This window comes from Bacillus sp. FSL R5-0585, from assembly GCF_038004545.1.
GTDB classification, from domain to species: Bacteria; Bacillota; Bacilli; order Bacillales; family Bacillaceae_G; genus Bacillus_A; species Bacillus_A cereus.
In genome coordinates, this window is sequence record NZ_JBBORJ010000001.1 from 271,475 (window position 1) to 283,307 (window position 11,833).

Here is an 11,833-nt window from a genome sequence, read left to right on the forward strand (position 1 = left end):
TTTTTGAGAATAATTATCAATTTGTTTTTATTGTTTTTTCTTTTGACAGAAGCCCTTCTTCTGATATAATGGTGTAAGAGTGGCGAGGAGGGAGTAGTACCGAATGGAAGAAAGAATTGAACGAATTAAGAAGCAATTACATGCAGCGAGCTACAAATTAACACCGCAACGTGAAGCAACAGTTCGTGTGCTGCTAGAAAATGAAGAAGATCATTTAAGCGCAGAAGATGTTTACCTCCTTGTAAAAGAAAAGTCGCCAGAGATCGGATTAGCAACCGTCTATCGAACTTTAGAACTATTATCTGAGTTAAAAGTTGTCGATAAGATTAACTTCGGAGACGGTGTTTCACGCTATGACTTACGCCAAGAAGGTGCGCAGCGTTTCCACCATCATTTGATTTGTACACAATGTGGTGCTGTACAAGAAATACAAGAAGATTTACTTGGTGAAGTGGAAAGGAAAGTAGAACGAGACTGGAGCTTTAAGGTGAAAGATCATCGTTTAACATTCCATGGGATTTGTAAAAATTGTCAAGAAAATGAAACGGATGAAAAATAACCTTTTCCTATTTATCTAGGAAGAGGTTTTTTATTTGAATAAGGTATAAATTGGTGAAAGCTTGGCATATGTTGTAATAACTTATATTTTGGAGGAATTTACAATGCGCCGAGCTTTAAAATTAACTTTTGATGGAATAAAAGTATTTTTATTATTTACAAGTTGTACGATTTTGTTTTATTTCGCTATACTATGGATAAATGAAGAATATGAAAGCTATCATCGTTATGAAAAACCTAAAGAAGAGACTGTAGAAAAAGTATCAGGGAATGAAGAACCGGCAAAGGATGCTTTCGTAAATAGAATGATGTTTTTCTATGAAAATGGGGAGTAGTGTAGAGTGGAAAATCAATTAAAAGATTTTATTCATTATATGGTTGTCGAAAAAGGATTAGCAAAGAATACAGTAGTATCGTATGAACGGGATTTAAAAAGCTACGTAAAGTATTTGCAAAATGTGGAACAGACGAAAACTTTTCATGAAGTGACCCGTTTACACATTGTTAACTTTTTGCAGTATTTAAAAGAGAACGGAAAATCTTCGAAAACATTGGCGCGTCATATCGCATCAATTCGTTCGTTCCACCAATTTTTACTTCGTGAACGAGCGGTAGAACACGACCCATCCGTACATATTGAAACGCCACAAGGGGAACGGAAATTACCAAAAGTATTATCAGTTGATGAAGTAGAGGCGTTACTTCAAACACCAAAAATGACAAGTGCTTTTGGTATTCGTGATAAGGCGATGCTAGAGTTACTGTATGCGACAGGACTTCGTGTTTCAGAATTGATTGCACTCAATTTAGAAGATGTACATTTAACGATGGGATTTGTTCGTTGCATAGGGAAAGGGAATAAAGAAAGAATTATTCCACTAGGAAGTTTAGCAACGGAAGCGATTCAAAAGTATATTGAAAAAGGAAGAAGAGAATTAATGGGGAAAAAAGTAGTAGATGCACTCTTTTTAAACCATCATGGTAATCGATTATCAAGACAAGGATTTTGGAAAATATTAAAACGATTAGCGAAAGAGGCAAATATTGAAAAAGAACTTACACCTCATACGTTGCGTCACTCGTTTGCTACGCACTTATTAGAAAATGGAGCAGATTTACGTGCTGTACAAGAAATGCTTGGACATGCAGATATTTCAACTACGCAAATCTATACGCACGTTTCAAAAACTAGATTAAAAGATGTATATAAACAGTTTCATCCGAGAGCATAGTTACTATGCTCTTTTTCTCATAGATTAAGAGGGGAAGACCGTTTCACAGAAACTTCACAAACATTTCGTATATTGTTTTCAGCAGAAGACTGGAATATTACAATGTATTTCCTCTATACTAAATAAAGTATAAAGGAGGAAATGATGATGAAAAAACTGATTATAACTTTATTTATCGCGATGCTAGCGTTGGCTGGCTGTAATACAAACAAAGAAGAACCGAAAAAAGAACAGAAACTTGAAGCTGTAAAAGTAGCAGTCCAAACAAATCCGAAAGAAATTAAACCAGGTGAAAAAACAGAAGTACAAGCACTTGTTACACAGGGGAAAGAAAAAGTAACGGATGCCGATGATGTAAAGTTTGAAATTTGGAAAGATGGCGACGAAAAGCACGAGATGTTAGATGGCAAACATAAAGGAAAAGGTGTTTATGCAGTAGAGAAAACATTTGAAACGGATGGAGTATACCATATTATCGCTCACACAAATGCACGTGAAATGCACGTTATGCCAGAAGTAAAAGTTGCTGTAGGAAATGCGAAAGTAGAAGATGCGAAAAAAGAAAATAGTGATCACAGTGCAGGACATGGAGATCATAAAAGTGACACAATGATCCATCTTATGGCTGGAGACATAAAGGCAAATGCTGAATCTACAATGAAAGTTCATTTAAAGCAAAAAGAAGAAGCATTAACTGGTGCTGAAGTACAACTAGAGATTTGGAAAGATGGTGTTGAAAAACACGAATTTATTCCAGCGAAAGAAGGGAATAAAGGAGAGTATGAAACGAAACATACTTTCAAAGAGAACGGTGCTTACAAAGTGAAAGTACATGTAAGAAAAGGCGAATTGCATGAACATAAAGAAGAAACAATAGAAGTAAAATAAAAAGTAGCTCTTTAGAGCTACTTTTTATTTTTAATATGAAGAAATAAATCATAAAAAAATTAGCACTTCGTTGCAGAATGGATTACAATAGAAGTGTGAAGAAAATGAGAAATTCTACGAAAATGTATTAAAAAGAAAGCGTAAACATGTTATGATATCAGTATCAGATGTCTGACATCTGACTTAGAAAAAACTAGAAATGTTTTTGAATCGTTTCAAGTAAACGAAATAGGTTAGAAAATGATTTAAAGAAGTACTGTTTGACAATGAGAATTCTTTTGGATAACAGTTTCACTTTATAGCGTTTTGAACATACTACAAGAAGTAGAACTGAACTTATAGGAGGTCGCAGTTATGAATAAATATAAACGTATATTCCTAGTCGTAATGGACTCTGTGGGAATCGGTGAAGCACCAGATGCTGAGCAATTTGGTGATCTAGGATCTGACACAATTGGTCACATTGCTGAACATATGAATGGGTTACAAATGCCTAACATGGTGAAATTAGGTCTTGGTAACATTCGAGAAATGAAAGGTATCTCTAAAGTAGAGAAACCACTTGGATATTACACAAAAATGCAAGAGAAATCTACTGGTAAAGATACAATGACAGGTCACTGGGAAATCATGGGCCTTTACATTGATACACCATTCCAAGTGTTCCCAGAAGGATTCCCGAAAGAATTACTTGATGAATTAGAAGAAAAAACAGGCCGTAAAATTATCGGTAATAAGCCAGCTTCTGGAACTGAGATTCTTGATGAACTTGGTCAAGAGCAAATGGAAACGGGCTCTTTAATCGTTTATACTTCTGCTGATAGCGTATTGCAAATTGCAGCACACGAAGAAGTAGTGCCACTTGATGAATTATATAAAATTTGTAAAATTGCACGTGAATTAACATTAGATGAGAAATACATGGTAGGTCGTGTTATTGCTCGTCCATTCGTTGGTGAACCTGGAAACTTTACACGTACACCAAACCGTCATGACTATGCATTAAAACCATTCGGTCGTACAGTAATGAATGAATTAAAAGATAGTGACTACGATGTAATTGCTATTGGTAAAATCTCTGATATTTATGATGGCGAAGGGGTAACGGAATCACTTCGTACGAAGTCTAACATGGATGGAATGGATAAGCTTGTAGATACATTAAATATGGACTTTACAGGTCTTAGCTTCTTAAACTTAGTTGACTTTGATGCATTATTCGGCCACCGCCGTGATCCACAAGGATACGGAGAAGCTCTGCAAGAATATGATGCACGTCTTCCAGAAGTATTCGCAAAACTAAAAGAAGATGATCTATTATTAATTACAGCAGACCACGGTAATGATCCAATTCACCCTGGTACTGACCATACACGTGAATATGTACCATTATTAGCATATAGCCCAAGCATGAAAGAAGGCGGACACGAGTTACCACTTCGTCAAACATTTGCTGATATTGGTGCAACAGTAGCAGAAAACTTCGGTGTGAAAATGCCAGAATACGGAACAAGCTTCTTAAATGAGCTAAAGAAATAGGGGGATAAACAAATGAATCGTGAACTTATTACAAAATCAGCTTCATACTTAAAAGAGAAATTTCAAGAGACACCACAAGTAGGACTAATCCTTGGATCAGGACTAGGTGTATTAGCAGACGAAATTGAGAACGCAGTAACAGTACCGTACAGTGAAATCCCTGAATTCCCAGTATCAACTGTAGAAGGCCATGCAGGTCAACTAGTATTTGGTACACTTCAAGGTGTAACAGTAGTAGCAATGCAAGGACGTTTCCACTTCTATGAAGGATACGACATGCAAAAAGTAACATTCCCAGTTCGTGTTATGAAAGAACTAGGTGTAGAAACAGTAGTTGTAACAAACGCAGCTGGTGGTGTAAATACATCATTTGAGCCAGGCGATCTTATGTTAATTTCAGACCACATTAACTTCATGGGTACGAATCCATTAATCGGACCGAATGATTCTGAAATGGGCGTACGTTTCCCTGATATGTCTACATCATATACAGTAGAACTTCGCGAAATGGCGAAACAAGTTGCAGCAGACTTAAATATTAAAGTACAAGAAGGTGTATACGTGGGAATGACAGGTCCTGTATATGAAACACCTGCTGAAATTCGTATGCTTCGTACACTTGGCGGAGATGCAGTTGGTATGTCAACAGTACCTGAAGTAATTGTAGCGCGTCATGCTGGTATGAAAGTATTAGGTATTTCTTGTATTTCAAATATGGCAGCTGGTATTTTGGATCAACCACTTCACCACGATGAAGTAATTGAAACGACAGAACGTGTTAAAGCTAACTTCTTAGCATTAGTAAAAGCAATCGTAAAACAAATGAAGGGGTGACTTCACAATGAGAATGGTGGACCTAATTGCAAAAAAACGTGACGGACATGCATTAACGACAGAAGAAATTAACTTTATTGTTGAAGGATATACGAATGGTGATATTCCTGATTATCAAGTAAGTTCACTTGCAATGGCAATTTTCTTCCAAGATATGAACGATCAAGAGCGTGCTGATTTAACGATGGCAATGGTAAATAGCGGTGATACAATCGACTTATCGGCTATTGAAGGTGTAAAAGTAGATAAGCATTCAACAGGTGGTGTTGGTGATACAACGACACTTGTATTAGGTCCATTAGTAGCTGCTTTAGATGTACCAGTAGCGAAAATGTCTGGACGCGGTTTAGGACATACTGGTGGTACAATTGATAAATTAGAAGCAGTTCCAGGATTCCATGTGGAAATTGAAAACGATGAATTCATGCGTCTTGTAAATGAAAACAAAATCGCTGTTATCGGTCAAAGTGGTAACTTAACACCTGCTGATAAAAAGCTATATGCACTTCGTGATGTAACAGCAACAGTAAACTCAATTCCGCTTATTGCAAGTTCGATTATGAGTAAAAAAATTGCTGCTGGTGCAGATGCAATTGTTCTTGATGTAAAAACTGGAGCAGGTGCATTTATGAAAACGGATGAAGATGCAAAACGTTTAGCAGAAGCAATGGTACGTATCGGTAATAACGTTGGTCGTAATACGATGGCAGTTATTTCTGATATGAGTCAACCACTCGGTGAAGCTATCGGTAACGCATTAGAAGTTCAAGAAGCAATTGATACATTACAAGGTAAAGGGCCGAAAGATTTAGAAGAGCTATGTTTAACACTTGGAAGTCAAATGGTGTACCTTGCTGGACAAGCTTCATCTTTAGAAGATGCACGTGAAAAGCTAATTGAAGTAATGAACAACGGAAAAGCGCTAGAATCATTTAAAACGTTCTTATCAGCGCAAGGCGGTGACGCATCTGTTGTTGATGACCCTTCTAAATTGCCACAAGCACAATTTAAAATTGAAGTGGAAGCGAAAGAAGACGGATATGTATCAGAAATCGTTGCAGACGAAATCGGAACAGCAGCAATGCTTTTAGGAGCAGGACGTGCAACGAAAGAGTCTGAAATTGATTTAGCAGTTGGTCTAATGCTGCGCAAAAAAGTAGGCGATAGCGTGAAGCAAGGTGAATCTCTCGTTACAATTTACGCAAACCGCGAAAATGTTGAAGATGTAAAAGCGAAAATTTATGAGAACATGAAGATCTCTAAAGAACACGTAGATGCACCAACTTTAGTACACGGTATCGTAACGAAGTAATAAAAAAAGCTGAGGAGGTTTCTCCTTGGCTTTTTTTACTATTTTTTGTTTATAATAATAATGGGTGAAATTATGATTAGAATTTGTGCAGTAACAAAAACAGATGAAGTATTATATGATGTTTCTCTAGAAGAAACAAAGAAAGACCATATTGTATGGTATTGGCTAGATTTATATAAGCCAACGAAAGAAGAGTATACATATATTCTGCAGGACCATTTTAAGTTCCATCCCCTTGCAATTGAAGACTGTATAGAATACGTACAGAGGCCAAAAGTTGATTTTTATGATGGATATAACTTTTTAGTTCTTCATGCATTTGGGGAAGATGGACTAGAACCGCACGAAATCGATTTATTTATTAGTGATCGTTATATTGTTTCTTTCCACTTTTCTCATAACAATGCAATCGAAAGAGTATGGAAAACACTTGGAGAAAAGAAGCGTATTAAAAATAGTCCTTTACACGTAGCTCATACAATTATTGACCAAATTGTAGATGACTATTTTGCGCCTGTATATTACATTGAGGATCATTTAAATGCAATTGATGATAATTTAACCGGGGAGACAGCAGGAAGCGTATTAGAAGAGGTATTTGATATACGTGCAGATTTATCAAAGCTAAGGCGTACAATCATTCCAATGCGTGATTTATTATATCGTATTTTAAATTCGACTCGTTTTTATGGTATAAGCGATCATGAAATTTACTTTAAAGATATACATGATCATTTGCTTAAACTAACAGAAATGATTGAGGCAAGTCGAGAGTTAACAGCAGATATTCGGGATAGTTATTTTTCATTAAACTCACATCATATGAATAACATTATGAAAACATTAACTGTATTCTCGACTATTTTCATGCCATTAACATTTATTGCGGGAGTATATGGAATGAACTTTACGCATATGCCAGAGCTTGGTGGACAATATAGTTATTTTATTTGTCTACTTATCATGGCACTAATTGGCGGCGGAATGATGGCCTGGTTTTATAAAAAAGGATGGTTTAAGTAAAAAAACACCGAGGATTTCCTCGGTGTTTTTTTAACCAATAGCATGTAATACAAACATAGCTAAGAATAAGCATGTAATGATATACATAGATGGTGCGACTTCTTTACGCTTTCCAAGAGCAACTTTTAAGATAGGGTAAGCAATAAATCCGAACGCAATGCCATCAGCGATACTATATGTGAGCGGGATCATAACGATAATTAAGAATGCTGGAAATCCTTCTGAAAAGTCATTCAGAGGAATTTGTTGGATGCTTGTAATCATCAGCCCGCCAATAATAATTAAGATTGGTGCAATGGCACTATCAGGAATTAATTTGACAAATGGAAGAGCAAACAGTGATGCAAAGAATAGCAACCCAGTAACGATAGACGTCAGACCTGTCTTACCACCTGCAGTAATACCTGCGGCACTTTCTACTGTTGAAACGGTAGGACTTGTGCCAAATAGACCACATGTCATTGCTGAAATTGCATTGGCTTGGTAAGCACGTGGGAATTTACGATCATCTTCTAATAAACCGTGCAGAAGTCCCATGTTCTCAAAGATAAGCACCATGCTTAAAGAGAATGTTGCAATCCAAAATGGTAAGGAAGAAAGTTTCCCAAATGACATAGCTCCAAACACATCACCGTAATTAGCGAATGAGAATGAACTATTTCCCACTTGACTCGTATCCACAAGACCAAATAACCATGCGATACCAGTTCCTATTGCAATCGTCCATAAAAAGTTTCCACGTACGTTACGAATAAATAATACAAGTGCAATGATAAGAGTAAGTAATGTCGCAAGAACGACAGGATTACTTAATTTCCCCATTGCCACAGCAGTATTTGGGTTCGAAACGACTAAACCACCTTTTTGCAATCCGATAAACGCTAAAAATAATCCGATGCCGACAGTAATCGCTTCCTTTAATGACTTTGGAATTGATACTGATAGCACGCGAGCGATTGGTGTAAAAGCGGCAATTGCAAAAATAATACCAGAGATAAAGACAGCAGCCAATGCTTCTTGCCAAGTTAGTCCAAGCGTATGCACAGCTGTGTACGTGAAGAATGCATTTACACCCATACCCGGGACAAGAATAGCAGGTGCATTTGCCCAAAATGCCATGAGTAGACATCCGACAAATGAACTAAAAACAGTTGCTAAAATTCCAGCTTCAAGAGGAATACCAGCATCTGATAAGATTGACGCATTTACAATCATAATATATACGATTGTGAAAAATGACGTAACTCCAGCTAAAACTTCTTGTTTTGGTGATGTTTCGTGTAAACCTAATTTAAATGTTCTTTCAAGTATTCCTTTCATGTTAAACCTTCTTTTTCATATCCCTCTCCCACCCGTGATATCTCTTTCGTAAGAGCTCACCGTTCTTTATTATATCAGAACATCATGTTTTTACAACAAGTAAAATGATAACGTTTACTTGTAAAGAGAATTCGTTATAAATACGTAAAAATAGCCCGTATGGATGAAATGATTTCTAATTCACCCGATTGAATAGGCGGGGCTGCTTGTGCATGTAAAGTAGCATAAGACGTAACCTCCCTTGGTAATTGGGCAGATTCTTCAACGAATGAGAGGGGAACAGGATTAATATTTAAATTATATGTACTCGCAATAGCACGAGCTTTTTCTACTGCTTGGTGCAGAGCTTGAATGAGAGCTTGCTCATAATATTTATTTGGATGAGATACTCGGAAACGTAAACCTTTTGCTACATTTGCACCATTTGAAACGGCTATATCATATACTTCCCCAGCTTTTTGTACATTTAAAACGGTAATTTCATACAAATGCTCCACGCGGTATCCTTGTAGCAATGCTTTATCATTTACATATTCGTATTGAGGAGTGATCGTATAAGAAATCGTTTCTATATCTTTATCGGCAATACCAAGCTGTTTAAGTGCATCCAGCAATTGTTTGGATTGCACTGCATTTTCTTCTTGAGCCTGTTTTACATTTTTATCATCTGTTCGAATGCCAAGCGTTAATATAACAACATTCGGTTTTGCTTTAACGACGCCTTCCCCTTGTACAGTAATAGTAGCTTCTTTACCAGTATTAGCTGTGCGTACGTTGTGTAAATAAGGATTCATTCCACCCTGCATTTTCCATCACCATCCTTTTTATATGTATATGTGTGAACAAAAAAGAAATTTATATGAAAAAAGTTACATAAATGAGAATGTTGAGGAAAGAAAGCATATACAACATAGGTATTTATAGATTATAATATGTGTAAATATGATAAAAAAGGGACGAGGCTATTGAACGAAAAAAGAGAAACACTGATTTTAGATTTATCTGCATCATTTCGAAAAATGATACGTTTATTACAAAATGATATTAATACACGTTTTGCAGAACATATGCCATATAATGAATTTTCTGTATTACGTGCGTTATTTTTAAAGAGTCCACAGATGGCTTCGCAAATTGCGAGTGAAGTAAACGTAACCTCCAGTCATATTACAGCTGTTACAGATCGTCTCGTACGAAAAGGATTAGTAGAAAGAAAACGTTCTAATTCAGATCGTCGAATCGTGTACTTAGAAATTACAGAGCACGGAAGAGAAGTAACTGAAAAACTTGAAGCTGTGCGTAAAGAATATTATAAAGAGAGATTTAAAGGTTGGAGCGACCAAGAAATAGAAATGGTCTTAGAACTATTTGGCCGCGTATTATAATAAATGAGGATAGGAAGCGAAAGCATTCCTATCCTTTTTCTTTTGAATAAAAATATTTTGAAACTCCGATACTTTAATTAAAAAGAATCGGAGTGAAAAATTATGAAACGTATTTCTATGCTTTTCATTATGATGGGAAGTTTTTTCTGCTTTAATCAATTCGCAGATGCCGCTACGCCCCTTCAAGTCGTTCAAAAAGAATTACAACATATTTCAAATAAGCAACCTGTTTTATATTCAAAACTATGGATTCGTTCAATGCAGAATGCTATTTTATTTCATCATAGTGATAACATTCGGCATGAAGATACGATCAGTAATGTAACAAAGTCTTCTCTTGTAAAAGTAAAACAGCTGCCACTGCAGAAAGCATCCCAGTATATCCCAAGATTATCGCAATATATTTCTAAGTTTGAAGCTGAGAATGTGCAAGTGTATTATGTTGCAGCGCGTTACGAAGTGAAAAAAGAAAATCCGTATCAGTTAAATGGCATGAATTATTTTATGCAAGTGTTTATTCAACAAGGAGGAGAATGGAGAATTGCTGAAAGCATAGTTGCCCCAACAGATCAAATTGTCGCAAATGGTGACGGTTTTGGAACGAAGCAAGAAAAAGAGTATGGGAAAAGAAGAGAGAATGTGAAATAACCTCCTCATCTAGAGGAGGTTATTTTATTTGAAATTCCAAGAGACTTTCCATTTTAATATTTTTGGTAGGAAGAAATATGTAAGGAAACTAGTCGCTAAAAATCCGATGTAAAAGCTGGACAATGACTGCGCGCCACTTAACATTAAACCTCCAATGGTACCACCAAAGAAAATTGCACAAGCCAATACTACTTTTTGTAGTTTTGGATATAATAAGTAGTTACCATTTCGCTCATTTACTGAACGGGCATATAAATATATCCCAAGTGGTAATAAAAGAATAATATGTGCAATAGGTCCAATTAATGTTTTAGCTGAAGGAATGTATGAAAAATTTGGCTCATCATGATGACCTCCTTTAGGATCGGTGTAAGCATTTTGTGGATTGTAATTAAATACAATATTAAATTCTTCTGCTGGGCTAGAAATACGTACCTTTTCCGTCATATTGTTTATTTTAGTATGAATCTTTTCCCCATCCGCGTTTGAATGAACACTAATTACCCCTACGATAAGAGAGGGAAGTAAGAATGGGAAAACGATTATAATAGCAGTGATAATTCCTTGGGATACGATATTTCCAGCAATCGTTCCTATACATAATGCAAGTGTATAAATAGCAATTAGCACAATTAACATGTATAGAAAGTACGTATGGAATGGGGAAAAGATTTGATATTTATTATGAAAAGTTGTTTTTTTCATAATGGCAAACAATCCCCAGTTTAAAACGACAATTGCTGCAATATTGCAGATTCCAAACAACCATTTTGTTATATAGAGGTGCGAACGTTTAAAGGGCATAGACCATAACAAGTCACTAGAGTTATTTTGCCTTTCCCACCCAATTAACGTGCAGGCTAGAACGATAAGTATACTACCTAACAACATGACAGGTTTTAAAAGTGTTAAATTAAAGTAGTAATGATATATATAGTTCCACGCTTTGTCCATCTGTAAATATTGTTGTTGTTCAATGGAGGTCATATAGTACATATATGATAAATTATAGAAACTGCTGAGCCACAATAGCCATATAACATATTTACTTTGTTGATACGTTCTTAGCCATAATGCTTTTTGAAACATAGGAT

Annotated in this window: 13 protein-coding genes; 10 read left to right on the forward strand and 3 right to left on the reverse strand. The window is 36.0% G+C overall.

Going from position 1 to position 11,833, the window contains the following annotated elements; translation table 11 throughout:
- The first annotated feature begins 103 nt into the window (after positions 1 to 103).
- The 8 genes from fur (at position 104) to corA (ending at position 7,386) form a co-directional block, all read left to right on the forward strand.
- Complete coding sequence (gene fur, locus MKY38_RS01525) at positions 104 to 559, forward strand: ferric iron uptake transcriptional regulator (RefSeq protein WP_000392657.1); 456 nt, start codon at positions 104 to 106, stop codon at positions 557 to 559.
- Between the two features lie 103 nt (positions 560 to 662).
- A complete protein-coding gene (locus MKY38_RS01530; RefSeq protein WP_001250432.1) occupies positions 663 to 893 on the forward strand; it encodes a YqzK family protein in 231 nt (76 codons plus the stop codon).
- A gap of 6 nt (positions 894 to 899) precedes the next feature.
- Positions 900 to 1,790: a site-specific tyrosine recombinase XerD gene (gene xerD, locus MKY38_RS01535; protein ID WP_065222907.1), complete on the forward strand. Its 891-nt coding sequence runs from the start codon at positions 900 to 902 to the stop codon at positions 1,788 to 1,790.
- 147 nt (positions 1,791 to 1,937) lie between these two features.
- The gene (locus MKY38_RS01540) at positions 1,938 to 2,678 is read left to right on the forward strand and encodes a FixH family protein (protein ID WP_000733456.1); all 741 of its coding nucleotides are present in this window, start codon (positions 1,938 to 1,940) and stop codon (positions 2,676 to 2,678) included.
- Between the two features lie 354 nt (positions 2,679 to 3,032).
- Complete coding sequence (deoB, locus tag MKY38_RS01545; RefSeq protein WP_065222908.1) at positions 3,033 to 4,217, forward strand: phosphopentomutase; 1,185 nt, start codon at positions 3,033 to 3,035, stop codon at positions 4,215 to 4,217.
- Positions 4,218 to 4,229: 12 nt separating this feature from the next.
- Complete coding sequence (locus MKY38_RS01550; RefSeq protein WP_001078446.1) at positions 4,230 to 5,051, forward strand: purine-nucleoside phosphorylase; 822 nt, start codon at positions 4,230 to 4,232, stop codon at positions 5,049 to 5,051.
- A gap of 7 nt (positions 5,052 to 5,058) precedes the next feature.
- Positions 5,059 to 6,363, forward strand: a complete 1,305-nt coding sequence (locus MKY38_RS01555) for a pyrimidine-nucleoside phosphorylase (RefSeq protein ID WP_001243069.1) — start codon at positions 5,059 to 5,061, stop codon at positions 6,361 to 6,363.
- A 60-nt stretch (positions 6,364 to 6,423) separates the two neighbouring features.
- Positions 6,424 to 7,386: a magnesium/cobalt transporter CorA gene (gene corA, locus MKY38_RS01560; RefSeq protein WP_002000765.1), complete on the forward strand. Its 963-nt coding sequence runs from the start codon at positions 6,424 to 6,426 to the stop codon at positions 7,384 to 7,386.
- Positions 7,387 to 7,416: 30 nt separating this feature from the next.
- Here corA and MKY38_RS01565 read toward each other — a convergent pair whose 3' ends face one another.
- Positions 7,417 to 8,706: an NCS2 family permease gene (locus MKY38_RS01565; protein WP_000676240.1), complete on the reverse strand. Its 1,290-nt coding sequence runs from the start codon at positions 8,704 to 8,706 to the stop codon at positions 7,417 to 7,419.
- A gap of 134 nt (positions 8,707 to 8,840) precedes the next feature.
- Positions 8,841 to 9,512 carry an SIMPL domain-containing protein gene (locus MKY38_RS01570; protein WP_001161448.1) on the reverse strand — a complete coding sequence of 224 codons (672 nt, stop codon included), beginning with the start codon at positions 9,510 to 9,512 and terminating at the stop codon, positions 8,841 to 8,843.
- Positions 9,513 to 9,671: 159 nt separating this feature from the next.
- Between MKY38_RS01570 and MKY38_RS01575 the strand changes: the two genes are divergently transcribed.
- Both MKY38_RS01575 and MKY38_RS01580 read left to right on the forward strand, forming a co-directional pair.
- The gene (locus tag MKY38_RS01575; RefSeq protein WP_001003305.1) at positions 9,672 to 10,091 is read left to right on the forward strand and encodes a MarR family winged helix-turn-helix transcriptional regulator; all 420 of its coding nucleotides are present in this window, start codon (positions 9,672 to 9,674) and stop codon (positions 10,089 to 10,091) included.
- Positions 10,092 to 10,193: 102 nt separating this feature from the next.
- The gene (locus MKY38_RS01580; RefSeq protein ID WP_048530901.1) at positions 10,194 to 10,739 is read left to right on the forward strand and encodes a hypothetical protein; all 546 of its coding nucleotides are present in this window, start codon (positions 10,194 to 10,196) and stop codon (positions 10,737 to 10,739) included.
- 24 nt (positions 10,740 to 10,763) lie between these two features.
- Here MKY38_RS01580 and MKY38_RS01585 read toward each other — a convergent pair whose 3' ends face one another.
- Complete coding sequence (locus MKY38_RS01585; RefSeq protein WP_065222909.1) at positions 10,764 to 11,828, reverse strand: ABC transporter permease subunit; 1,065 nt, start codon at positions 11,826 to 11,828, stop codon at positions 10,764 to 10,766.
- Positions 11,829 to 11,833 lie beyond the last annotated feature (5 nt).

Excerpts from the sequence above, each read along its gene's own strand:
- deoB (WP_065222908.1), top strand. The coding sequence starts at position 3,033 with ATGAATAAATATAAACGTATATTCCTAGTCGTAATGGACTCTGTGGGA.
- MKY38_RS01550 (WP_001078446.1), top strand. The coding sequence starts at position 4,230 with ATGAATCGTGAACTTATTACAAAATCAGCTTCATACTTAAAAGAGAAA.
- MKY38_RS01585 (WP_065222909.1), bottom strand. The coding sequence starts at position 11,828 with ATGTTTCAAAAAGCATTATGGCTAAGAACGTATCAACAAAGTAAATAT.
- MKY38_RS01565 (WP_000676240.1), bottom strand. The coding sequence starts at position 8,706 with ATGAAAGGAATACTTGAAAGAACATTTAAATTAGGTTTACACGAAACA.
- MKY38_RS01555 (WP_001243069.1), top strand. The coding sequence starts at position 5,059 with ATGAGAATGGTGGACCTAATTGCAAAAAAACGTGACGGACATGCATTA.
- MKY38_RS01530 (WP_001250432.1), top strand. The coding sequence starts at position 663 with ATGCGCCGAGCTTTAAAATTAACTTTTGATGGAATAAAAGTATTTTTA.
- corA (WP_002000765.1), top strand. The coding sequence starts at position 6,424 with ATGGGTGAAATTATGATTAGAATTTGTGCAGTAACAAAAACAGATGAA.
- fur (WP_000392657.1), top strand. The coding sequence starts at position 104 with ATGGAAGAAAGAATTGAACGAATTAAGAAGCAATTACATGCAGCGAGC.
- MKY38_RS01540 (WP_000733456.1), top strand. The coding sequence starts at position 1,938 with ATGAAAAAACTGATTATAACTTTATTTATCGCGATGCTAGCGTTGGCT.
- MKY38_RS01570 (WP_001161448.1), bottom strand. The coding sequence starts at position 9,512 with ATGCAGGGTGGAATGAATCCTTATTTACACAACGTACGCACAGCTAAT.
- MKY38_RS01580 (WP_048530901.1), top strand. The coding sequence starts at position 10,194 with ATGAAACGTATTTCTATGCTTTTCATTATGATGGGAAGTTTTTTCTGC.